Genomic DNA, 26,421 nt, shown 5'->3' with positions numbered 1-26,421 from the left:
ATGTTATTATAGTACACTACTCTTGCCTGCTACACTTTCTATATTTGCTCTCAATCAAATATAAATCTTTATGAAAAAAAACAGACGTATTTATGCAACGTTGGTTTTCTTGTTTTTAGCCGTTACAGGTTTTACAAGCTATGCACAAACTAGGGTAACCGGTAAAGTAACTGATGAAACTAATCAGCCTTTGCCTGGGGTAGTAGTGATGCAAACCAACACACAAAACAAAACTTCAACTGATGGAAACGGAGTGTATGTTTTAACACTTCAGCCAAATTCAGCACAAACTTTAACCTTTACTTATATTGGCTACAATGCCACAACTTTATCACCAGCTGGAGGTAGTTTGAATATTTCTTTAAAGCCAGCTTCGCAATCGTTAAGCGATGTTGTGGTAGTGGGTTATACCTCACAAAAGAAAGCTTCAATTACCGGATCAGTAGCTACGGTTGATATGAACGATTTACAAAAAACCAGAATTGTTGATGTAGCGCAAGCCCTTCAAGGTCAGGTTGCCGGTGTATTCGTTGCAGCCAATACGGGTGCTCCTGGCGATGGTATCAAACTGAGAATCAGGGGCGAGGGAACCTTAGGTAATAACGACGTACTTTACGTAATTGATGGTGTTCCTACTCGCGATATTTCATTTTTAAACCAGAGCGATGTAAAATCGATGACGGTTTTAAAGGATGCTGCTGCTGGCGCCATTTATGGCTCCCGTGCTGCTAATGGTGTGGTGGTAATTACAACCTTTAGCGGAACGAAAGGCAAAGCAAATATCAATGTTGAATATTTTGCAGGTTTTCATCAGGCAACTAATTTGCCAAAGATGTTAAATGCAGATCAGTATTTAACCATTAAAGATCGGGCATGGCATAATACTTTAGGCAATGCGGCAAACGCGGTGAGTCCTTATCAGGCGGCCAGAAGTAGAACGGATTTGGCAGATACCGATTGGTTAGGCGAACTGTTTGAAACCGGTAAATCAAAAAATCTACAGGCATCGGTAAATGGTGGTTCTGACCAGGTTCAGTATTTAATTTCGACAGGATATTACAAACAGGATGGTATTGTGGTTCAAGATCATGATGGTTACGAACGTTTCAATTTCAGATCAAACGTAAACGCAAATATTACAGATCGCTTCAAAGTAGGTACAAATCTTCAGTTAAGTTTCGCAAAGCAAGATAAATTGTCCTCAAGCGGCGATGTTCCTGGTGTAATTCGTCATGCATTATTGCGCCCGCCAGTTTTGGGTGTTTACAAAAGCGTTACTGATCCTACTTACTCGGCTGCAAATCCTTATACCGATTTACCTTTTTACACTAGTAATAATAACGGATGGGATAAAAATTTCGAGTTCAGTTCAAACCCAATTGCGATCGTAAACTTTACAAATGATAAGCGTAAAACTTTCCAAACATTCGGAAATTTATATGCTGAATATGCTTTTTTAAGCGATAAATCTTTAACCTTCAGATCAAGCGTGGGTGTTGATATCAGTTTTTCTCACAATAAAAACTTTGCTCAGAATTATGGTGATGATAATGACAACAATCCTGATGAACTTTATCCAGGTAAAGGCAGAAATAATAAGCCTAATAATTTAGATGAAAATAGAGGTGAAGTAATGAATTTCACGTTCACCAATACTTTGAATTATGTAAAAACTTTCGCACAGAAACACAATGTAAATTTCTTGCTTGGTGCTGAGAATATCTCCAGTAAATCATCAGCAATTGGTGGCAGCAGACAAAATTTTAATAAAAGCACTTCAGGTTTCCAGTACTTAGACTATGGAAGTTTAACCAATATTTATAATTCAGGTTCAGCAAGTGAGTTTAATTTGGTATCGTTTTTCGGTAGCGGAACATACAACTTCGACAATAAATATTTTGCAACAGCTACTTTAAGGGCTGATGGTTCTTCACGTTTCGGACCTTCAAATAAATGGGGTTATTTCCCTTCAGCATCAGCAGGATGGATTATCTCTAATGAGGAATTTATGAAAGATGCGCAATGGATTTCTGAATTGAAATTAAGAGGAAGTTGGGGACAAGCAGGTAATCAGGAAATTCCAAATAATACTTACCAAACTTTAGTTTCAGAATCTGGTGGTATCGTAAACGTGGTACGTTATGGTAACCCAGATGTGAAATGGGAAACAACTACACAAACCAACTTCGGTATTGATTTCGGTGTGTTGAAAAACCGACTATCATTAACTGCTGATTATTTTGTGAAAAAAACCGATGATATTTTGTTAACCGTAGGCTTGCCAGCTGTATCGGTAGGGGTAATTGATCGTACTTACGTAAATGCAGGTGAAGTAACCAATAAAGGTTTCGAATTTGGTTTAAATTTCAGAAATCAGGAACATGCTTTCAAGTATAACGTAAATGCCAACATCGCTACGCTAACAAACCGTGTGAATAAATTGCAGGAGTTTGTGAAAAATATCAATGATGACAGAACGCATACCAGAACTGAAGTTGGGCAGCCGATCAATTCTTATTTCGGTTTAGTTTTCGATGGTATTTATCAAACACCAGCTGAGGTAAGCAGTCACTTATTTACAAATGCAAATGGTGCATTACCAGGCGATATCAAGTTTAAAGATTTGAATGGCGATGGACAGATCAATGCTGATGACAGAACAACAATCGGTAACCCGGTTCCGAAATTAACTTATGGTTTTGCCTTTTCTTCATCGTTTAAAAAGTTCGATTTCTCATTCTTACTTCAGGGTGTTCAAGGTGTAGATCGTTACAATGATTTAAAACAAATTATCAATTTTGATAGCCGCCCTTTCAATTCCATGACTTCTGTTTTAGATAGCTGGAATGGTCCAGGTACAAGCAACACCTTACCAAGAGTAACTTTTAATAATAATGGTGGCGGTAATGTTTCCAGCGTTTTTGTTGAGGATGCATCATACCTAAGGTTAAAAAATATCGAAGTTGGTTATACTTTCGATGTTAAAAAAATAGGTGTTAAAAATGTTCGTTTATATGCCTCAGGTCAAAACTTGTTCACCGTAACAGATTATACAGGTTTAGATCCGGAGTCGACTTCTTTGATTGATCAGGGAACTTACCCACAATCAAAAGCATTTATTTTAGGATTAAAAATTAATCTGTAAACCCTTTTTGCAATTATTATGAAAAAGATATTATTTATAGGCGCAATGTTCAGTGTGGTAACATTCGCGGGTTGCAAAAAGCAACTTACTACCGAAGCGATAGGTTTAACAACTTTAGAGCAGGTAAATACGACACCAACGTTAGGAACAGTAGAAAATTCGGTTAACTCTGCCTATCAACTATTATCAAACCGCTTGAATATTCTGGCACAATGGGATTGGTCTGGAGGTTTGGTTTTTCAGAATGATTTGGTGATGCAGGATATCGCATCAGATGATATGGAGAAAAAATGGAACCCGGATGGCGATCAGCCCTGGATGGACGATGTAAACAATTTCACTTTTACATCTACAAACGGAGGTCCGAACGGGTTATGGAAATATGATTACGAGGGGATTAAAAGATTAAATATTGCCATTGAGCTACTAACCAAGCCTGATATTGAAGCGATTACTGGTATAACAACAGCCCGCAAAAATCAACTATTGGGTGAAGCTTATTTTTTAAGATCATATTACTATTTTTCTTTAGTTACCAATTTTGGCGATGTGCCATTAATCTTAAAACCAGTAAGTACCTACCAGGAAGCTTTCGAAGTAGCAGTGAGAGCTGATAAAAATGTAGTTTGGGACAAAATCAAATCAGATTTAAACTTAGCAAAAGGTTTGTTGCCAAATGCGAAATACAGTTCAGCAACTGAGAAGTGGAGAGCCAATAAAGGTTCTGCTATTGCTTTGTTGGCCAAAGCGGCGCTTTATACAGAGAAATGGGCAGATGTGGTAACGAACGTTAATGAGTTGCAAGGTTTAGGCTTTTACAGCTTGAACAGCAATTATTTTGATAGTTTTAATCAAACAAAAGAGTTTACAGAAAACGAAAATATTTTTGTTTACGATCACCAGTCAAACCAAAATCCATTAAAAGGTAATGGTATTTGTGCACCACTAGGTTGGGGTTTCTTTGCACCAAGTACCGATTTCTTAAATGCTTTTGAAGCAAATGACCCAAGAAAACTTTATACGGTTGATGTCCCAAATCAAAATGTAAATAAATTATTGGGTAGCACAAACGGATCGAACAAGGGAAATGATGATGCTGCAAACAATAAAGTTTACATCAGGTACGCCGATGTTTTATTATGGAAAGCTGAAGCTCAAAACGAGTTGGGTCAATATGCTGATGCGGTTTCCATCATCAATCAAATCAGAACAAGAGCAAGAACCAGTGTGGGCGCAACAGGTATTTTGCCTCCAGCTGGAACTTTACCCAATCGTGCTGCATCAACAGATAAAGCCGTTATTAAGGATTGGTTAATTTCTGAGCGTAGAGTAGAGTTAGGTTTCGAATCGCAAAGAATGTTAGACCTTAAACGCTGGAAATTAGCTAAAACTGTTATGACAGCGAAAGGCAAAAATTTCCAGGATAAACATTATCTATATCCGCTACCACAGGCCGAAGTTGATGCTTCTGCTGGTACGCTAAAACAAAACCCAGGTTATTAATCGTTAATTAATTGCTGTCTGTTATAAATGCAACAGACAGCAATTAATTTTTAAACTCATTTCAGGTCAATTTTTATTGGCTATTGGATAACTATTCCCTAAATATTATGACAGATAGTGCTAAAAGATTTTCTCAGAACCCAATTTTATCTCCAAAAGATTTAGTTCCAAGCAGGCCAGGTTTAGAAATTGCTTGTTTGCTTAACCCAGGCGTTTTTACTTTTCAAAATAAAACCTGGTTGCTTATTCGCGTAGCAGAAAGACCCCAACAAAAAGAAGGTATTATCTCTTTTCCAATTTTAAAAGGTGACGGTATAGAAATTATTGAGATCAGGGAAAATGATCCTGATTTGATTGCCGACGATCCTCGTGTAATCAATTACAAAGGGGCCGATTACTTAACTACACTTTCGCATTTACGTTTAGTTTGCAGTGATGATGGTATCAATTTTTACCAACCAGAGGGCTACCCATTATTGCAGGGCGAAGGACCGGCTGAAGCTTTCGGAATTGAAGATTGCCGGGTAGCATTAATTGATGATACCTATTACTTAACCTTTACAGCGGTTTCAGCAGAAGGTGTCGGTGTGGGTATGCGGACAACTAAAGATTGGAAAACGTTCGAAAAACACGGAATGATCATTCCGCCACATAATAAAGATTGTGCTGTTTTCGAAGAAAAAATCAACGGTAAGTTTTATACACTTCATCGCCCGAGCAGTGTCGATTTAGGTGGTAATTATATTTGGCTGGCCGAATCGCCTGATGGCATCCATTGGGGAAATCATAAATGCATTATTAAAACCCGCAAAACTAACTGGGATAGTAAACGAGTTGGTGCCGGTGCAGCTCCTATTAAAACCGAAAAAGGCTGGCTGGAGATTTATCACGGTGCCAATGCAGAACATCAATATTGTTTAGGCGCATTTTTAATGGATTTGAACGATCCATCTAAGGTAATCGCTCAAACCAATGAACCTATTATGCGCCCAATTGCTGAATACGAGATGTGCGGTTTTTTCGGTCAGGTAGTTTTTACCAATGGCCACACCGTTAACGGCGATGAACTGACCATTTACTATGGTGCTGCAGATGAATTTGTTTGCGGTGCTAAATTTTCTATTCAAGATATTTTATCGCAACTAGAATATAACCATGCTGACTAAACTTAAATCAGAAATTACGCACTTCAAAAATCAGTCGTATAATTTCAGGGTACTTACCCTTACCAACTTAATTTACAGTATTGTACTTCCTGTAATCGATATTTTTGTGGCAGCCTATGTTATGCGTAGCTCCAATGATCCTGTTAAAGTTGTCATTTATCAATTAACGATCTATACAGGCATTCCAATTACGTTTTTCCTGAACGGTTTTCTGCTCAGCAAGTTTTCCATCAAAACCTTGTATTCGTTGGGTATGATGTTAAGCGGCGTTTCCATGATGGTAATGATGTCGTTAACTACCCTGGATAATACTGGAATTGGTATTGCCGGTTTAATTATGGGGATGTCTTTTGGTTTTTATTGGGCGAACAGAGACTTCTTAGCACTTGCCATTACAAATGATGAAAACCGAAATTATTACTATGGTTTGGAAACGTTTTTCTATACCATTATTGCAGTTGTAATTCCAGTATTGATTGGTTGGTTTATCGAATTTAACGCGGTAAGTGGCGGTGCGCATTTGGCTTATAAAATTGTAACCGGGATGGTTTTCGTGATTACCATTTTAGCTTCTATCATGTGTTTCAGAGGGAACTTTCAAAATCCGACCGAAAAGAAATTTGTTTACTTTAAGTTCGATCCATATTGGTACAAGTTATTGCGATTGGCCACACTAAAAGGCTTGGTTCAGGGCTTTCTGGTTACTGCACCTGCCATGTTAATTATGCTTTTGGTTGGTAAAGAAGGAGCATTAGGAACGGCACAATCAATTGGTGCCATCATTGCGGCTATAGCCATGTACATCATCGGAAGAAATACATCACCGAAACACAGGTTATATATTTTTGGAACAGGCTTAGTGCTTTTTGCAATTGCTGCAATAATCAACGGTGTGTTGTACAGCAGTTTAGGGGTAATTCTTTTCATGTTATTTTTATTGTTAGCTAAGCCGCTTCTTGATTTAGCTTACTTTCCGATTCAGTTTAGCGTCATTGATATTTTAACCAAAAAGGAGAAAAGAAGTGAATTCGCCTATATTTTAAATCACGAGGCTGGTTTGTATATTGGACGCCTAACCGGAGCAGGTACATTTTTAATCTTAGCCTATTATTTTTCAGTTGAAGTTGCCTTGCGATACGCCATAGTTATTGTAGCGATATTACAATTGGCTTCTTACTGGGTGGCCAAAGACATTATTAAACAGGGCAAAATTGAAAATGTTGATCAAGCACCAATTTTAAGTAATGAAGAACCTGGCGTTGTTGCGCCAGTTTAAACCAAATAGATTAACCAATTGATCTGTATTTACAGGTCGAAACATATCAAATAATATGAGATTGAATTTCAAGGTACTTTACGCAATTATTTTTATTTCAAGCTGGAACTTTGCTCATGCCCAGGTAAAACAGCTTAAGCTAAGTAGGGTAGAAGAAATGGCGAATTTGCCTCAGCCATTAAAAATTATTGACTGGAAATTGATGGCACAAAACTTCGATAAAACCGTTTACGATTTTAATGCAAAAGGTGAGTATTGGCCAATGATTTGGATGGACAGCACCCGGAAAAATTTCGATCAGCCGGTAATGGGCATTTACACAGCTGTTGGCGATGTTCGTCAGGGTAAAAACAATAAAGGCATGTTCCACGAGGCATTAGCCAACATGGGTGCAGTCATGGGCGCAAGTTTAGTGGGGATAGACAAGAGCAAACAAAATGGTGTAAACTATGCTGCGATGTTGAAAAACTATTTTAATCGCGACACCAAATGGAATATCATGATGAACAATACTGCTCCGGAAGTAGCCCTTCTAGGTGGTGGCTATGGCAGAGACTGGTGGTATGATGTATATCCGAATGTGTTGTTTTATGCCGTTTGCGAGCAATATCCGGAAGAGAAAGATTTCGATTGGATGGCAAAAAGTATTGCTGAAAAATTTTATCAGGCCGATTCCATCCTAAAAGGCGATTACAACTATTCGTATTTCGACTATGCGGCAATGAAGCCTATGAAAAACCAGATTTGTGCACAGCAAGATGCTGCGGCTGGTCATGCCTGGGTGTTATATGCTGCTTATAAAAAGTTTGGCGATAAGCGCTATTTAAAAGGTGCTATCAGTGCGATGAAGGCCTTGGAAAGCAATAAGATTAATCCTACTTACGAATTGCTGATGCCATTTGGTGCTTATTTAGCTGCAAGAATGAATGTTGAGCAGGGAACGAATTTCGATGTGCAAAAGCTACTTGCGTGGACGTTCGATGGAACCGCCGTTTGCCGTGAGGGTTGGGGTGTTTTAACGGGGAAGTGGAATGGATATGATATTTCTGGCGTGGTCGGAAGTACAGTAGATCATGGCGGATATGGCTTTTTGATGAATACTTTTGATGCAGCCTGGCCATTGATCCCAACGGTTCGTTATGATCCATCTTATGCCAATGCAATTGGGAAATGGATGTTAAATGCCGTAAACGCTTCACGTTTTTTTTATTCCGCAGTATATGCCTGCTGATCGACAGACCATCCCGCAACATGCTGCTGTGACTAAAGGTGTAATCGCTTATGAAGGCTTTGCCAAAACTTCTACTTTTGATACCCTTTACATGGACAAAAAAGGGCCGGTTGCGCAGGGAGATGGGCCAAAATGGGTACCAGGTAAAAACCCTGATGTATCCCAATTTAGTGTTTATGGTAGCGGCCACGTCGGAATATTCGGCGCCATCGTGGAGAAAACTAACATCGAAGGTGTGTTGAAACTGGATGTTTTGGCTACTGATTTTTACAGAAATAAAGCTTATCCAACCTATTTAATTTATAACCCTTTTGCGCAAAGTAAAACCGTTGCTTACAAAGTAAAAGGAATAAAAAAAGTTGATCTATACGATGCAATTAGTCAAAAGGTAATTGTTAAAAATATTGCCGCTAAAAGTAATGTTTCTATTGCTGGCAATCATTCTGTTTTAATTGTAGAAGTACCTGCCGGAAGCAAATTAATAACCACTAATAAAAAACTAGTCGCAAACGGAATCGTGATCGACTATATGAAGAAATAAGTATCTACTTATGCGCTTAAATTAACGAAGCACTGCCTTAGGGTGGTGCTTTTTTTGTTTACAGAAGTTAGTGCCTGTACATTTATTACACGGCCTTTCTTCTTAAACCCGACAGTAGCGGCCGCCCCGAAATTTTTTCAATGAGGGCTATAGCGAATGGCGGGGCTGAAGACCGCCATGAAATTATGAACGTTCCTTTTCTAATTAATAATAAAGCATATAAAAATATTACAGCATAAAAAAAAGTGTTCCGGGTTTAAACCGGAACACTTTTCTATTTACTAGGCTTTGCCTTAATTTTTGGTCTTTCTGCTTTAAGCTTTCTCTTAGTATCCAAAAATCTGCTCTAAATTTAGTTTGGTAACAGCGCCAAATTTAGCTAAATCTGCAAGGTTGATTTTTTTCTCTGAAGCCACAACGCAATAACTATATGGTTTACCAGAAATATTACCATTATGGAATGATTTAACGTCAGCGAAAGTTAACGGCTTTAAAGCTGCATACTCATCAATTCTTGAATCATGATCGAAACCTAATTTCTGATCAGCTAAATATGTGTAAATGATACCGTCTTTTGTGATTCTTGTCGTTTCAATTCCATTCAAGGAATTACTTTTAGAAAGATCAAATGATTTATCAGACTCTGGTAATACCGTCAACAACTCGTTCATTCCTGCTACAGCCTCGTTCATTTTATCAGCTTGCGTACCTACGTAAGCAATCATCGTATTTTCTTTTTCTTTGCTGTTTGGCGAAGAATAAACTGCAAAAGTAGAATAAGCTAAAGCTTTAGATTCACGGATGGTTTGAAACACGATAGAACCCATGCCACCACCAAAGTAATTATTGAATAAGCCAATTTTTGCCGCATTTGCCGGATCATATAATCCAGAATTACGTACCCAGCGGATTTCAGCCTGCACCATATCATAATCTGCAAAGTAGACTTTGTTAGAATCGGTTTTGGTGTACACAAACTTCTTCATTGGTGCTGCAGGCGTAAATTCTTTAGCTAATGCATGAACTTTGGTAATATCAGCAGAAAATGCAGGTAACGTTTTCGGGCCAAAATAAGTGATGGTGTGCTTATAATTGGTTAAGTTATGCAACAAGTAAATTAAATCAGAAGATTTCATGTTTTTGATTTCATCATTGCTTAATCCGTAATTGAAAGGGTTATCCGAGCCGTATTGAGCATAACTCATTAAACCTCCTAAAATAGAAGCTTTGTTTAATTTTGCATTTTCTCTCGATTTCAATAAGCGACCTTTTAAATCTTCCAAAGCTTTTTCATTTGGCTTGCAGTTTGCAAGCACGTCTTCTAACAACACTACTGCTTTATCAAAATTCTCTTGTAAACCACTTAGAGAAACGGTTGTGATTTCGGTGCCTACATTAATGTTATAGCTGCAGGCAAGATTATAAAATGCTTTACTAATGTCTTCCGCAGAATATTTATCTGTACTTAAAAATGCTAAATATTGCGATGCATATGGCAATAATTTGTAATTGTAAGAACCCATATCAAAACGGTAGCTCATGCGAAATATACCATTTTCTGTATTCTGAACGGTAATCACATCTGCAATACCAGCTTTACCAAAATTCAAATCTTTTTGATAATCTAAAAACTTTGGTGCAATTGGTTTTACAGGAGAACTGATAATGGTTTTGGTGAAAGGGGAAACCTCATTAGCATTGGTTTTTACTGCGGTGATGGTTGGTTTTTCAACTTTGATAATGCTCTTATCTTCACCTTTATGTTTTAAGATGGATACATAATTATTGATGAAAAACTGATTGGCAAAATCTACAATTTCTTTCTTCGTTACTTTTGCCATCGCATCGGTTGCAGCTAAAGTTTTGTCCCACTCGGTACCACGATTTTGAATGAAAGCATCCATGGTTGCGTTGGCACGAACATCATTGTTATCATAGCCCTGAAGTTCTGCTAATTTGATATTGGCAACAGTTGCTTTTATTAAACTTTCGTCGAATTCACCTTTTTTAAGCAAATCAACTTGTTCTAATAATAGTTTTTGTGCGTCTTCTAAACTTTGTCCTGCTTTAGGCGATCCAGACAAAATAAAGATTCCATAATCCTTCATTTGATTATAACCCGCTCCAGCCCTCAACATTTTTTGTTGTTTATTAATGTTGATATCCATTAAACCTGCTTTACCGTTTGATAAGATGCTGCCAATCAGATCAAGCAATAAACTCTGGCGGCTATTTTGTGCAAAACCACGATAAGCTACATAAAGACTTTCGGCACTTGGACCATAAATATTAACCTTTTGAACCTGAGTTAATGGTTTTTCAGGTGCCGGGTTGTACAATGCCAGTGGCTTCGAAGCCATGTATGAGAAATTCTTGTCGATTTTTTTGATTAAATCATCGTAGTTAATATCACCCGACATAATTAAGGCCATATTATTTGGCACATAATATTTGTTGTAATATTTTCTGATTTCAACCAGTGATGGGTTTTTCAAATGCTCGATGGTACCAATGGTAGTTTGTTGACCGTAATTATGTGTTGGAAATAATGAATAAAGCATTTTCTCATACATTTTACGTCCATCATTGTCCATTCCAATGTTTTTCTCTTCATAAACAGCTTCTAATTCTGTATGGAAAATACGGAAAACCGGAGCACGGAAGCGTTCCGCCTGAAGTGACAAAAACTTATCTATTGCATTTGATGGCAAATCTTCCTCATAAACAGTTTCTTCAACTGATGTATGGGCGTTGGTTGAATTGCTACCAATCGATTTCATCATCTTATCATATTCATTTGCAATTGAATATTCAGATGCCTCGCCAGAAACTTTATCAATCTCTTTGTAAATTTCTTTACGTTTGGCTGGGTCGGTAGTTTTATTATAAGTTTCGTAAAGTGCCTCTATTTTATCTAATAATGGTTTTTCTTTAGCATAGTTTAAAGTTCCAAACTTATCAGTACCCTTAAACAAAAGGTGCTCTAAGTAATGGGCCAAACCCGTGTTGGTTCTCGGATCGGTATTACTACCCGCTCTTACTGCCATTTTGTAAGTAATGTTCGGCTCCTTATTATTTTGCGATAAAATTACGGTCAATCCGTTTTTCAGCGTATAGAAACGCGATTTTGTAGGGTCGTTGGTTACATACTTATAAGGGTAGCCACCAGAATTACCTGTTTTCCATTGGTACGCAGTTTGAGCTTTCACGCCCGAACTTGCAACAAGAAAACAAGCTAACGTAAATAGTTTGATTTTCATTTATTTGATTTTGGTTTATGATTGTGATTGGAGCATTTGGTTACTGTAAACCAATTACAGCAGTCAGTTAATAAGTTATTTATCCAAATATATATGGTTTCAATCATGGAATGAAATGCTTTAAGAATTTTCTAACTAATCATGTAGTAATAAATCATTTTAGCAGATAAAACTATGCGTTATTGTGCCTTGATTTTATATTCTGTATTTTTACCGACATGACAAAGCACAGGGCAAAACCAAATATTTTAGTTGTTAACGATGACGGAATTACTGCTACAGGAATAAAAAACCTGATGGAAGTAATGCAGGAAATTGGTAATGTAGTTGTGGTGGCACCAGATAGTCCGCAAAGCGGGATGGGGCATGCGATTACGATTGGCAAGCCAATCCGGTTTGATAAAGTTGACCTTTACAACGGCGTGGAAATGTATAAATGCAGTGGAACGCCGGTTGATTGCGTTAAACTTGGCGTTAATAAAATATTCAAAGGCCAAAAACCTGATTTATGTGTATCTGGAATCAATCATGGTTTAAATAATTCAATTAACGTTTTGTATTCTGGCACTATGTCGGCAGCAGTGGAAGGAGCTATTGAAAAAATTCCATCTATTGGTTTCTCCATGGATGATTTTGCAGCTGATGCAGATTTTAGTCATACCAAAAAATACATCAAAGATATTTGTTTACAGGTGCTGGAAAATGGCTTGCCGGAAGGTGTTTTGCTCAATGTGAATTTTCCAAAAGGTGATCAATTGAAAGGCGTGAAAATCTGCCGCCAGGCAAATGCAAAATGGATGGAAGAATTCGAAGAACGCGTTGATCCGTACAAACGTCCTTATTATTGGTTAACCGGAGTTTTTGAGAACTTTGATAAAGGCGAAGATACCGATGTTTGGGCGTTGGAACACGGGTATGTTTCAGTTGTTCCGGTTCAGTTTGATTTAACGGCACACCACGCCATTCAAACTTTAAACGGATGGAATTTTACAGGTGCTGATCAATTGAAATCTGATCAAGGCAAAACGACCATTTCCGCCCCTGACGGGATTAATCTGGGCTAGTTTTCAGCGATGAACGAAAAGCTAAGAAAACTGAACGATTCGGTATGGATCGGATTAGGTATCGGACTGATGATCCCTGCAATTTTATGTTCCATCGCCTGGTACATCATTCATCATGTCGCATCGTTAGCAAAAGCCGATTTATTATACATCGGTGGCATAGCAGTTAACGCTTATGTGATGCAACACTTTTTCAAATACAATAAATTAAATATTGGTCGGGGAATTTTAGCCGCCACATTTTTGTGTGCCTTCATTTTTTTCGCCTATAAAGTTTTTTAACATTATAACCGTCATTGCGAGGTACGAAGCAATCTTATTTAGACATCCGATTTAAGATTGCTTCGTACCTCGCAATGACGATAAGTGAGTTACTCCAATGAAATACTACCTCGTAGCCGGAGAAGCATCAGGCGATTTACACGGTGCAAATTTAATGAAAGCTTTAAAGCTGGAAGATCGTGATCCCGTGTTCCGTTATTTTGGTGGCGATAAAATGCAGGCTGAAGGTGGTGAATTGGTAAAACACTATGCCGATATGGCTTTCATGGGTTTTACCGAGGTAGTACTAAATCTAAGAACGATCTTCAAAAATCTTAAAAAATGCAAGGAAGATATTTTGAGCTGGAAACCAGATGTGCTGATCCTGATCGATTTTCCTGGTTTCAATTTAAAAATTGCTGAATTTGCAAAAGAAAATAATATCAAGGTTTGCTATTACATCTCTCCGAAAATTTGGGCATGGAACCAAAAGCGTGTGTTAAAAATTAAAAAGGTTGTTGATCACATGTTTTGCATCCTTCCATTTGAGGTAGATTTTTACAAGAAGTGGGGCATGGACGTGGATTATGTTGGAAATCCACTTTTGGATGAGCAAGCAGCATTTTCACCTGATCCTCAATTTTTAACAAATCACAATTTAAGCGACAAAAAAATTATCGCCCTACTACCTGGCAGCAGAAGGCAGGAAATAGAGCGGTTGCTGCCCGTCATGTTAAGCATTACTGATCAGTTCCCGGATTATCAATTTGCAATTGCTGCTGCACCAACATTTGATCAGGCATATTATCATCAATTTATAAAAGACAAAAAAGTCACTCTTTTATTTAGTAATACTTACAATCTACTTCATCACGCTCACACTGCAGTAGTGGCTTCGGGAACTGCAACATTAGAAACGGCTTTATTCAAGGTTCCGCAAGTGGTGGTTTATCGCGGTGGGGCCATTTCTATTGCTATCGCGAGGATGTTGGTGAAAATTAAGTTCATTTCACTGGTCAATCTGATCGTCGATAAAAAAATTGTTACAGAGCTTATTCAGGAGGATTTTAATTCAAAGAAATTAAGCGAAGAACTTCAGGCAATAGTTTCAGGTGAGGGACGAAAAACCATGCTTAGTAATTACGAGGATTTACTTTTATTAATGGGGAAGCCCGGCGCATCTGAAAAAACAGCAAAACTAATTTACCAGTATTCGGCTGGCAAATAATCTCTCCAATAAAAACTTTTTAAATTTTTTCAAAACAAATGAGGCGTTTCTGCGTTACTAAATCGTTTTGCGTAATTATATTCTTCCCTAATTAATTCTTCACGTTCTCATTAATTAAGCGAATTATTAGACCGCACAGCGTAACTAATTATAAACTAAACTAATGAGTGCCAATGAAAAACATTCTACTCAGGATTACGGGATTCCTATGCCTGTTCCTAATTTCAAGCCCCCAGTTGTTTGCTAAATCAATGAAAGAAACCAGGAGTTTCAATTATTATTTTCAGCAAGACACCACAAAAAGAGACACTACGAAAAAAGTTCCTGTCGCCAAACCTGCCGATTCAGTTAAAGTTCCGGTAAATCCGCTTGGTGGTGCAAGCCCTGTACCTTCAGCACCACCAAAAGATGGTCCTGCAACAGCTCCAGCTAATGCTGCCGGACAAAAAACGATCACCGGTGTAGTTTTAGATGAAAAGAAAATCGGATTGCCTGGTGTCGGAATTAAAATTCAGGGTAAAACAGGTGGTTCTGTTACCCAGGAAAACGGACGTTTCAGTATCACGGTAACTGCTCCGACCGATGTTTTGGTTTTCAGTTACATTGGTTACCAAAGCAGATCAGTACCAGCCGGGAACGGTGCTGCACCCTTGACCATTAACCTCGTTCCATCAGCTTCGCAAAAGTTAGATGAAGTGGTGGTAGTTGGTTACGGTACGTTAAAAGCCAAAGAGGTAACATCAGCCATTGCAACGGTAGATACTTCTCAGTTCAGGCAAAGCGGATCGCGAAACCCACTTGATTTATTGCAGGGAAAGGTGGCTGGTTTGCAGATTACGCGAACGGGCGGTTCAAACCCCAATTCTGGCGTTGGTATCCAATTACGTGGAGTAACTTCGGTAACAGGTAGTCAAAGCCCGTTAATTGTAATTGATGGTATTCCCGGAGGAAACTTGGACCTTTTACAGCAGGATGATATTGCTTCCTTTAGTGTGTTAAAAGATGGATCAGGTGCAGCAATTTATGGAACCAGAGCCAATGCAGGGGTAATTTTAGTCACCACCAAAAAAGGTAAAGCTGGTCCAGCCCGTTTTGATTATTCCGGGTATCTGCGTAAAGAATACTTATATCAGCGCCCAGACTTTTTAACCGTAGATGAGTTTAGAGAAAAAATCCGTAGCGGTCAGTTTGATCGTCAAGACTATGGTGCTTCACTCGATCCTTTTGATGATTTGGTCAATCACGGTAACTTAAGTCAAAATCACAACCTTTCAATGTCTGGCGGTTCAGAAAAAACAAGTTACAGAGCCAGTATCAACTACCGTGATTTGCAGGGTTTTGCAAAAAATAACCGCCGTACAGAATATGGTATCAGGTTAAACCTCAATTCTAAAGGATTAGATGATAAATTGTTCACACAGGTAAACTTATCAACCAATTTTAATAAAGGCGATTTATTAGGTGGCGGTGGCTGGGAAAATCAGCTCACCAGAAATCCTACACAATCTTATTATAACCCAGATGGAAGCTGGTTCTTTGATCCAAATGCAACAAATGAAATTGCAAGATTAGAGCAAGAAACCAATAAACGCCAGCAACAAACCAGCTCAATTGATGCTAAAGCTGAATATGAAATTTTTAAAGGTTTCAAAGCTTCAGTTTTTGGTGCCGTTCAAAGAAACAGTTATGTTGATGGATCTTACCGTTCGGTTTTTGGAGAGTATTCTTTAGAAAATGATATCTATAAAAATGGGGGTTATGCCGCCCGCTCCACAGTATTAGAACAAAATTTTAACGTTGAGCCAACCTTACAATATGCTACAACTTTTGGTGAAGACCATAGTTTAACGGCCATTGGTGGTTACAGTTATCGTTATGAAGTTAATGAAGGTTTCAATGCCGGTAACCTTGGTTTCTTAAACGATCAGTTCCAGGAAAATAACTTAAATGCCGGTAACCAATTGGCGGCAGGTAAGGCTTTTTTAGGAAGTTTTAAAAATGATAACACGTTAATCGCATTTTTTGGAAGGGTAAACTACACTTTCAAAAACAGGTATTATTTACAGGCAATTTTACGTAGAGAGGGTTCATCCCGTTTCGGTGCCAATAATAAATGGGCAAACTTCCCGGCTGTTTCTGCCGGCTGGACCGTTACCGAAGAAAAATTCATGGAAAACGTAAAATGGGTTAATAACTTAAAAGTGAGGTTAGGCTACGGAGAAACCGGTAACTCCGGTATTTCCAACTATGCTTCATTGGTAACATTAGGAACAGGAGGGGTATATCTATATCCTGATGGTCAGTACCGCGAAACTTATGGCCCAAATAGCAATCCAAACCCAGATTTAAGGTGGGAAAAGAAACAGGAAATTAACTTAGGTTTAGATTTTACTTTGTTTTCAAGCCGTTTATCCGGATCATTGGATTTATTTAAACGTGTAACGAAAGATTTATTAGATAGCTACGATTCTCCTCAACCGCCATTTGTAAGATCTTCTATTTACACCAACGTAGGTTCAATTTCGGCGAAAGGTATTGAGTTGGCTTTAAGTTACAAAGCAGTTGACGGAAAAGATTTCAAATACAATATCGACCTGGCTGCAAGTACAACCAGCAATAAATTAGATTCTTATTCGAATAGCGAGTACAGAAGAGATTATTTATCTACCGCTCCAATTGGCGGTTTTGGCGATTTAGGTAACTCTATTCGTATTTATGAAGGTGGTAAAATTGGCGATTTCTGGGGTAAACGTTTTGCGGGCTTCACCGGCGATGGAAAATGGTTATTCTTTAACCGAAACGGACAACCAATCAGAAACGACCAGATTAATAACTCATTCTTTAGAGATCAAACCGATTTAGCGGTTATTGGAAACGCCATTCCAAAATATTACCTGTCGTTAACCAACAGCTTTAATTACAAACAATTCGATCTGCGTCTTTTCTTAAGAGGTAAGTTCGACTATCAGATTCTGAATACAACCGCACTATCATACGGAAATAAAGTTTCTGGTACCAATCTTTTAAACTCTGCTTTTGATAAGTATGCTCAAATCAATGATACCTACATGTACTCTGATTATTATATCGAGAACGGTAGTTTCTTAAAAATTGATGAGGTTACTTTCGGATACACTTTCAAACTTAAGTCGAAAAACATCCGCAATTTAAGAGCATACATTACGGGACAAAACCTGGCTACCTTTACAAAATATACCGGTAACGATCCTGATTTTGTGAAAGATACAGGCTTAGGTCAACCAGCAGATGATGGCGTTTTAGGAGTTGATGGAAGGGGTCCGTATCCAAGCACATCATCATTCTTATTAGGCGTAACCTTTGGATTTTAAACTGAATAACATGAAAACATTAAATAAAATATATACATCGTGTTTAGCAACTATGTTGCTAATTACGGCAAATGGTTGTACAAAACTCGATGAGAATTTATATGATACCATTAGCAGCGAAAATTTCTACAAAATAAAAATGAGATCATTTCTGCAGTATTAAGACCTTACACGCATGCCAATGCATGGGGTACTTCATCTGGTCAGGATGGCTGGTGGCGTTTAGCAGAACTTTCTGCCGACCAATTGGCCTGGCCAACAAAAGGCAGGCACGGAGAAGACGGTGGTAAGTGGAAGCGTTTGCACTACCATACCTGGACGGTAGACGAAGGTGGCATAAACAGTGCCTGGTCATTAATGTACTGGGGTGTAGGCTTATGTAACGTGCCTATCGAAAACTTAGAGAAACGCGATGCTGCACAACTGGGCATTACCCAACAGGAAAAAGACGCCTTTTTGGCTGAACTGAAGTTATTTAGAGCATACCATTATTTAAAACTAATGGATTTGTTCGGCAATATCCCGGTGGTTACTGTTGTGGGCGAACCTGCAAGGCCATCCACACTAAGCAGAACTGAGGTTTTTAATTTTATAGAAAAAGAAATTAAAGATAATATTGATAAAGCGCCAAAACTGTCAAAAGCTATGCTTGGTAGAATGAGCCAGGCAGGTGGATACGCAATGCTTGTGGAGCTTTACTTAAATGCCCAGGCATGGACTGGAACAGCCAGATGGGATGACTGTATCGCTGCTGCAGATAAGCTTATTACCAACCAGGCTGGCGGAATGAACGGTAACATGGCATTAGATCCAAATATTACAGACCAGTTTAAGCCAGATAACGATTTAAGTAAAGAAACCATCTTTTCTGTTGCTTACGAGTTTCAAAGAGCAAATTTTCAGCCTGGTTTCCCTAGCGATTTTTATCACTTTAATCAGCAGTTTATTTACGGTGGAAGTAGAAACGGTAATGACGGAATTGTGGTGATACCGGACAACTTTACAAAGTATAAGGATGCCGATTTAAGGAAAAGAACCTGGTTATTAGAAGGCAAAATGACTCGTTTTGATAACGGACAGCCTTTAATTGCTACCGGTGGAAATGAGTACGATGGTAAACAATTGGAATTTGTTGATAACATCAGGAAAAATAAAACTGGCTCAACCGTGTCAAACATGAGCGAAGGTGAAGAAAACAGTGGTGTTCGTTTTAATAAATACAAGTTGGGTAACCAGGTAGCCAATGCAACCACACAACCAAGTACGGTTTATAACAATACCGATTGGAACATTTATCGCTTAACGTGGATTTACTTTGCCAAAGCAGAAGCATTAATGCGCAAAAATGGCGGTACTGCAACAGCAGAAGCTGTTCAGTTAATTAACGATTGTAAAGTGAGGGCTTTTGCTACTGCAGATTGGCCAGCCAATCAGTATACGGTAGCAAGTTTAACACTCGATGAATTGTTAGTTGAAAGAGGTCGCGAGTTTATTTTCGAAGGTTTCCGCCGCGATGATTTAATTCGCTTTGGAAAATTTGCAACCGGAAGCTGGTGGGATCATCAACCTACCAATGCAAACAGACAGTTGTATCCAATACCACAACAGCAGATTGCGCTAAATTCTAATCTTAAACAGAATCCAGGTTACTAATTAAACGAAGAAAGGCACTATTTAAAGTGCCTTTTTTCGTTTAATGCAATTGAAAATCTTAAAAATGAGTTTCTTAAGCGCCTCAGAACTAAATCGATTAATTTTCAAAATTATTAATCATTATACTTTATATTAGCAAAAATTCAAAAACGATTCTGAGGATGGTATCTTTTTGAAAATGTAATAATTTGAACGCCCAATAATGAAAACCCTTTCAATCAAAGATATTGCTGTTAAGGCAGGTGTCTCCATCACAACTGTTTCATTTATCATCAATGGTAAAGCTAAAGAAAAATCGATTAGTGAAGCTGTTATTAAGAAGGTAGAAAAAATTATCAAAGAAAGTGGTTATAAACCCAACCAGATCGCCAGGAGTTTAAGAACCGGCAATTCTAATATTATAGGTTTAATTATTGAAGATATTTCAAATTCATTTTTTTCCCGTATCGCTCGCTTAATAGAAGATAAAGCATATAAAAAAGGATATAAGATTATCTATTCCAGTACGGAGAACAATGTAGAAAAGGCAAAGGAACTGATCAATATGTTCAAATCGAGGAAGGTAGATGGTTACATCATTTCGCCAACCAAAGGCATTGAAGAAGATATTCAGGTGCTCCTTTCAGATAATAAACCAGTGATCTTATTTGATAGGAATTTATCAGATATTGATACACATTACGTGGGCGCCGATCATTTCAAAGCTTCCTATCAATCTATTGAAAGCTTCATTAAAAACGGCAAAGGGAAAATTGCACTGGTAACTACCGATATTGATGTAGAACAAATTATAGAACGTTTTGAGGGATATAAGAAGGCACTCATTGACCATGATATCCCGTACAATGATGAGTTGGTACTTAAAATACATTTCAACCAAGATGAGGCTGAAACCATAGAACAGATGAAATCATTATTCAGCTCTAAGGATATTGATGCTGTACTCTTCGCTACCAACTATTTAGCCATCAGTGGATTAAAGGCTTTAAAGCAGCTCAATAAAAAAATAGGAGATGAACTTTCCGTTATCGCTTATGATGATCATGAAGTTTTCGAACTCCACACACCAAGTATCTCTGCAGTGCAGCAACCCTTAGAAGAGATTGCCGAGACCGTAATTCAGCTAATACTCAATCAGCTTTCTTCTAAAAACAAACTGGAAAACCAAAAAGTGATTATTCCGGCAAAGCTAATTGAAAGATAATTAATATTTCATCGTCACATAAATGTTGCATTTTGGAGCTTTCAAAATGAATTTTAATTCTTTAATATTGATCTAGTAAAACGTTTTACGCCAAACAGGCTTAACTAGTCGCTAACCAATATCATACATTAACATTTTTCTTTCGTTGCAAACTGAAAGATTTTAATTGGTAAGATTAGTAAAACGTTTTAACAATATTAACCAAATTAGCCATTTATGAGAAATTTCTACCTGTTAGTATGCTGCTACGTCCTACATTTTAGCGTTCAGGCGCAAGACAAAATTCCTGCGTATCCTTTAATAGCACATGACACCTATTTAAGCATCTGGTCTTTCGGCGATGGACTAAACAATTCTGTTACCAAACACTGGACTGGAAAAGAGCAATCGCTTTTGGGCGTAATTAAAGTAGATGGAAAGTTTTACAGATTTTTAGGTGCTGAATCCAAAAATTACAAAACTATTCTTCCGGCAGCAGATGAAACCAGTTATCAGGCCAGTTACCTCACTAAAAAAGCAGCTGATGGCTGGAACAATTTATCATTCGATGATAGTTCATGGAAAAAAGATGATGCGCCGTTTGGAGACGATCAAACAGCTAAAACAAAATGGAACACTGACGAGATTTACTATCGCAGAAAATTTGCTTTCCATTCCACTTCTTCGGCGAAGAAATATTTAAAGCTTAGTCATGATGATAATGTTACTGTATACCTGAACGGAAAAATGATTTTCCAGAAAGATGGTTGGGTGCATGAGTATATTTATATCCCGATTGAAAATAACCTTTTAAAAGAAGGTGAAAATTTGTTGGCGATCAATTGTAAAAATACTGCGGGAGGAAGGCATTTGGATGCTGGAATTGTAGAAGAAATTCCTAATGGCTCCCAAGTGTTAAAAGCCGTTCAAACCAATGTTGCTGTTGAGGCAACCAACACCATTTACGATTTTAAATGTGGTGGCGTAAACCTGAAGGTAACCTTTACTTCTCCGTTATTATTGAACAATATTAAACTAACAGCCAGACCAATTAGTTATATCAGCTATGCTGCCAAATCTGCTGATGGAAAAGCGCATAAAGTTGATGTATATTTTAGTGCATCATCAAATTTGGCAGTAAACACACCTAATCAACCGGTTTCTGTTTGGAAAAATACCAATAACAATCTGTCGATTTTAAAAGCAGGTACAGTTGAACAACCGGTGCTGAAAAAGAAAAATGATGATTTAAGAATTGATTGGGGTTATATGTATGTTGCGGTGCCGACAAAATTTGGTGCAAAGCAATACATCGGTAATCAAATTGACAACCTAAACAGTTTTAAATCGGTTAAATATCCTCAGCAAAGTCAGGCGTTAAACGTAAAAACACAAGACTTGAGTACGGTGATTCCTTTTGGTACCGTTGGTCTAAAATCAGTTGAAAAATATGTGATGCTGGGTTACGATGATTTGAAATCTATAGAGTATTTCGGCGATCAGTTATTACCAATCTGGAGAACATCAGCATCAAGTACTTTCGAAAATCAACTTACACAGGCTAATAACGATTATGCAACGTTAAAAGCGAAAACAAAAGCTTTTGATGCGAAATTAGTAGCCGATGCCCTAAAAGGTGGTGGTACAGAATATGCTGATTTATGCAAGTTTGCATACCGCCAAAGTATCGCGGCACACAAGATTGTTTATGCACCTAATGGTGATATTTTATTTTTATCAAAAGAAAATTTTAGCGGAGGCTTTATCAACACGGTGGATGTAACTTATCCCTCGGCACCACAGTATCTGCTGTATAATCCTGAATTGTTAAAAGGTATGCTGAACGGCATATTCTACTACTCAGAAAGTGGGAAATGGAAAAAAGATTATCCTGCCCATGATATTGGTACTTATCCTGTTGCCAACGGGCAGATTTATGGCGAAGATATGCCTGTGGAAGAAGCCGGTAACATGATCATTTTAGTTGGCGCAATTGCCAAAGCTGAAAGAAATGCAAGCTACGCAGAAAAGCACTGGAAGGAAATGTCGAGATGGGCAGAGTACTTATTAAAAGAAGGATTTGATCCGGCAAACCAGTTGTGTACAGATGATTTTGCCGGTCACTTAGCCCGTAATGCAAATTTATCGGTAAAAGCAATTGTAGGTTTGGGTGTTTACGCCCAGCTGGCTCAGCAATTAGGGAAAACTGAAATCGCCACCAAATATAGAAGTGCGGCTTTGGATATGGTTAAGAACTGGCAGAAATTGGCTGATGCGGGAGATCATTATGCACTAACCTTTAACGATAAAAATACCTGGAGCCAAAAATATAACCTCGTTTGGGATAAATTACTGAAGTTAAATTTATTTCCTAATGATGTTTATCGCAAAGAAATCAACTACTATTTAACCAAACAGAACTCTTTCGGCTTACCGCTTGACAGTCGTAAAGCTTACACCAAATCGGATTGGATAATGTGGACTGCAACCTTAACTGATAATCAACCGGAATTTCAAAAATTTATAAAACCCATTTACAAATATGCTGCTGAAACCACTGATAAAGTGCCGTTAAGTGATTGGCACGAAACCATATCAGGAAAAAAAGCAGGCTTCCAGGCCAGGAGTGTTGTAGGTGGATATTTTATCAAAATGCTGGCCGATAGCTGGGGAATTAAATAAACCATAAAGTACTAACCAACATATAAAAAGAACAAGCAAAAAGAATAACTAATCTATCTGAAAAGATAACTAACCAAGTACAAAACCAACCATTATGAACAAAAAATTTACTAGGCTCATTAAGCTAAGGCTTATGACTAAGGAGAGCGCCTGCAAGTTAGGTGCACTTTCTCTGGCACTTGGATTAACATTTAATGCATCAGCGGGTGCAATAAATATTAATACTTCGCCAATAGCAACGAAGGAATCAAAGCGTCCTGCTGCCGATATTGTAATTAGAGGTATAATTAAGGATGAAACCGGAACACCAATTCCTGGGGCAAGTGTTAAGGTAAAGGGCTCTTTAGTAGTCGCCGCTACTGACGTAAATGGAGCGTTTAGTATCAGCGTCCCGTCTGAATCATCGGTATTAATCATTTCTTATGTAGGTTACGAGCCTAAAGAGGTAACAGTTGGTAGTCAGAAGAATCTATCTATCTCGCTGGTTCCAAGTTCTAATTCTTTGGAAGAGGTTGCAGTTGTAGGTTTTGGTACCCAACGAAAAGTTTCATTAATTGGTGCGCAGTCTACCATTAACTCAAAAGAGTTAAAACAACCAGTGGCGAGTGTTACTCAATCATTGGCTGGAAGAATTGCCGGTGTGGTTGGTGTGCAAAGAAGTGGAGAACCTGGTAGAAGTACAGCTGATATCTGGATTCGCGGTATTGCAACTTTTAGTGGTTCAAGTGCTCCGTTGGTATTGGTTGATGGAGTTGAGCGTTCTATTAATGCAATTGATCCGGAAGATATTGAATCATTTACGGTGCTTAAAGACGCATCAGGAACGGCAGTTTACGGTGTTCGTGGGGCCAATGGCGTAATTATCGTCAAAACTAAAACCGGTAAAGTAGGTAAGCCTTCTATCTTTTTCGACTATAATGAAGGGTTAAGCACTTTTGTAAGGCATCCTAAATCGTTAGACGGCGTAACATACATGAATCTTGCTAATGAGGCGTTGACAGGAAGAGGTCAGGCTGCAAAATACTCACAAGATTACATTAATAAAACAGCCTCCGGAGTCGATCCGTTGGTTTATCCGAATGTAAACTGGATGGATGAGCTTTTTGATAAATATAGTAGCACCCGCAGGGCCAACTTAAATGCAAGTGGCGGCGTAGAAAATGCTCAATATTATGTTTCGTTAGCTTATTATAATGAGGGTGGTTTCTTAAAAACGGATGATTTAGCACAGTATAATTCTGCCTTGAACTATACCCGCTACAATTTTACCAGTAACTTAAATCTGAAACTAACCAATACCACCAAATTAGATTTAGGTATTCAGGGTTATGCCTCAAATGGAAATTATCCTGGAGAGAGCACTGAAAATATCTTCGGTTCAGCGTTGGATGTATCTCCTGTAGAATATCCAAAAATCTACCCAGGTGGTTTAATCCCAGGCCGTTCATCAAATGGAGGTTTCCGTAACCCTTATGCAGATTTAACCAGAAGAGGTTATCGTACCGAATTTAGAAATCAATTATACACCAATTTGCGTTTAACGCAAGATTTAAAAATGGTTACCGAAGGTTTAACCGCTACAGCAATGGTTGCTTTCGATGCCTACAACGAGAACTTTATTAGAAGATCAAAAAGAGAAAGTACTTATTTTATTAGAGACATCAACAATCCATATAAAGCTGATGGCAGCTTAGATTTATTTCAATCATTTACCAGTGGAGGTAATTATTTAAGCTTCGAACCTTCAAGAGGAGGAAACAGAAAGTTTTATACTGAAGGTGCAGTGAATTACGACCGGGCTTTTGGAAAACACCGCATAGGAGGTTTAATTTTGGCTTATACTCAGGATTATACCAATCCTTTTGCAGGAGATTTCACAGCTTCAATTCCTGAAAGATTTATTGGGGTTGCGGCTCGTGGAACTTACTCTTACGACGATCGTTACTTTTTCGAAGCAAACTTCGGTTATAATGGATCTGAATTATTTTCTCCGAACAACAGATATGGTTCATTCCCGGCATTTGGCGTGGGCTGGATTCCATCAAATGAAAAGTTTTGGGGTAACATGAAAAACACCATCTCATTCTTAAAATTCAGATACTCAGATGGTATCACAGGTATCGGTAAAATTTCTGATGCCAACCTGGTGGGAAGAAGATTTGCTTATTTAACCTTAGTTTCTGACGGTGCTGCGGGATATCAATTCGGTCGAGGATATGATAACGGAATCAGCGGAATTAATGTAACGGATTATGGTGTTGATGTAGTTTGGGCAGAATCGCGTAAGCAAGATCTCGGTATGGAGATCAAAACTTTAAAGGATAATCTTTATCTGATTGTTGATTTATTCAAGGAGCAGAGAACTGGTATCTTTTTTCAACGTCAATCCATTCCTGGCTATGTGGGTTTAACCAATCAGCCTTATGGTAACTTAGGTGAGGTTGATAACCGAGGCATTGATGCGACATTAGAATATAACTTTAAAGTTGGGCAGGTAGATATCGGTTTGAGAGGAACTTTTACCTACAATAAAGATAAAATCATCAAGGATGATCGCCCGGCGCAACCTTATCCTTGGATGAATCGCGTTGGAACTAACGTACTTTCCAGATTTGGCTACATTGCCGAAAAGTTATATGATACTCAAGAGGAAATTAACGCCAGCGCTGCTCCAGGTTCGAAAAGTAATTTAAGACCAGGCGACATCAAATACAGTGACTTAAATGGTGATGGTTTAATTAACGATTATGATAAGGCTCAAATTGGCAGAGGCGACGTTCCAAACAAAGTTTATGGTTTTGGTCTAAGTGCATCATACAAAGGTTTTGCATTGAGCACATTTTTCCAGGGAACGCATGGTGCTGATATTATGTTAGGT

The 26,421-nt window shown here is 38.2% G+C and carries 15 protein-coding genes; 14 read left to right on the top strand and 1 reads right to left on the bottom strand.

Annotated elements, in window-relative coordinates:
• Window positions 1-70: 70 nt before the first annotated feature.
• The 6 genes from ON09_RS04145 to ON09_RS25860 all read left to right on the top strand — a co-directional run bounded on the left by ON09_RS04145 (window position 71) and on the right by ON09_RS25860 (window position 8,862).
• Window positions 71-3,145 carry a SusC/RagA family TonB-linked outer membrane protein gene (locus ON09_RS04145; RefSeq protein ID WP_010599800.1) on the top strand — a complete coding sequence of 1,025 codons (3,075 nt, stop codon included), beginning with the start codon at window positions 71-73 and terminating at the stop codon, window positions 3,143-3,145.
• A gap of 18 nt (window positions 3,146-3,163) precedes the next feature.
• Window positions 3,164-4,648 carry a RagB/SusD family nutrient uptake outer membrane protein gene (locus ON09_RS04140; protein ID WP_029204099.1) on the top strand — a complete coding sequence of 495 codons (1,485 nt, stop codon included), beginning with the start codon at window positions 3,164-3,166 and terminating at the stop codon, window positions 4,646-4,648.
• Window positions 4,649-4,755: 107 nt separating this feature from the next.
• Window positions 4,756-5,814: a glycoside hydrolase family 130 protein gene (locus tag ON09_RS04135; protein WP_010599798.1), complete on the top strand. Its 1,059-nt coding sequence runs from the start codon at window positions 4,756-4,758 to the stop codon at window positions 5,812-5,814.
• Window positions 5,804-7,090 (top strand): MFS transporter, encoded by a 1,287-nt coding sequence (locus tag ON09_RS04130; protein WP_010599797.1) that lies wholly within the window; start codon window positions 5,804-5,806, stop codon window positions 7,088-7,090. Before ON09_RS04135 ends, ON09_RS04130 begins: the two co-directional genes overlap by 11 nt.
• Window positions 7,091-7,145: 55 nt before the next feature.
• A complete protein-coding gene (locus ON09_RS04125; protein WP_238533600.1) occupies window positions 7,146-8,321 on the top strand; it encodes a hypothetical protein in 1,176 nt (391 codons plus the stop codon).
• A complete protein-coding gene (locus tag ON09_RS25860; protein ID WP_238533599.1) occupies window positions 8,311-8,862 on the top strand; it encodes a hypothetical protein in 552 nt (183 codons plus the stop codon). The genes ON09_RS04125 and ON09_RS25860 overlap by 11 nt, the downstream gene beginning before the upstream one ends.
• A 326-nt stretch (window positions 8,863-9,188) precedes the next feature.
• Here the strand turns inward: ON09_RS25860 and ON09_RS04120 are convergent, their stop codons facing one another.
• Window positions 9,189-12,122 (bottom strand): M16 family metallopeptidase, encoded by a 2,934-nt coding sequence (locus ON09_RS04120; RefSeq protein WP_010599796.1) that lies wholly within the window; start codon window positions 12,120-12,122, stop codon window positions 9,189-9,191.
• Window positions 12,123-12,340: 218 nt separating this feature from the next.
• Here ON09_RS04120 and surE point away from each other — a divergent pair, with 218 nt between their 5' ends.
• The 8 genes from surE to ON09_RS04080 form a co-directional block, all read left to right on the top strand.
• Window positions 12,341-13,186, top strand: coding sequence for a 5'/3'-nucleotidase SurE (gene surE / locus ON09_RS04115; RefSeq protein WP_010599795.1), 846 nt, complete (start codon window positions 12,341-12,343; stop codon window positions 13,184-13,186).
• 9 nt (window positions 13,187-13,195) lie between these two features.
• A complete protein-coding gene (locus ON09_RS04110; protein WP_010599794.1) occupies window positions 13,196-13,468 on the top strand; it encodes a hypothetical protein in 273 nt (90 codons plus the stop codon).
• 97 nt (window positions 13,469-13,565) lie between these two features.
• Complete coding sequence (gene lpxB / locus ON09_RS04105; RefSeq protein ID WP_010599793.1) at window positions 13,566-14,675, top strand: lipid-A-disaccharide synthase; 1,110 nt, start codon at window positions 13,566-13,568, stop codon at window positions 14,673-14,675.
• Window positions 14,676-14,926: 251 nt separating this feature from the next.
• On the top strand, window positions 14,927-18,025 hold the full coding sequence (locus ON09_RS04100; RefSeq protein ID WP_010599792.1) for a SusC/RagA family TonB-linked outer membrane protein: 3,099 nt from the start codon (window positions 14,927-14,929) through the stop codon (window positions 18,023-18,025).
• A gap of 246 nt (window positions 18,026-18,271) precedes the next feature.
• Window positions 18,272-19,678, top strand: coding sequence for a RagB/SusD family nutrient uptake outer membrane protein (locus ON09_RS04095; RefSeq protein WP_010599791.1), 1,407 nt, complete (start codon window positions 18,272-18,274; stop codon window positions 19,676-19,678).
• A 202-nt stretch (window positions 19,679-19,880) separates the two neighbouring features.
• Window positions 19,881-20,882 (top strand): LacI family DNA-binding transcriptional regulator, encoded by a 1,002-nt coding sequence (locus ON09_RS04090; protein WP_010599790.1) that lies wholly within the window; start codon window positions 19,881-19,883, stop codon window positions 20,880-20,882.
• 216 nt (window positions 20,883-21,098) lie between these two features.
• Window positions 21,099-23,543, top strand: a complete 2,445-nt coding sequence (locus ON09_RS04085) for a glutaminase family protein (protein WP_010599789.1) — start codon at window positions 21,099-21,101, stop codon at window positions 23,541-23,543.
• A 94-nt stretch (window positions 23,544-23,637) separates the two neighbouring features.
• Window positions 23,638-26,421, top strand: a 2,784-nt coding sequence (locus tag ON09_RS04080) for a SusC/RagA family TonB-linked outer membrane protein (protein WP_010599788.1), incomplete at its 3' end; no start/stop codon positions are given.

It is taken from the genome of Pedobacter agri PB92, from assembly GCF_000258495.1.
Taxonomy (GTDB): Bacteria; Bacteroidota; Bacteroidia; order Sphingobacteriales; family Sphingobacteriaceae; genus Pedobacter; species Pedobacter agri.
This window is presented reverse-complemented; position numbering and strand designations above follow the sequence as displayed.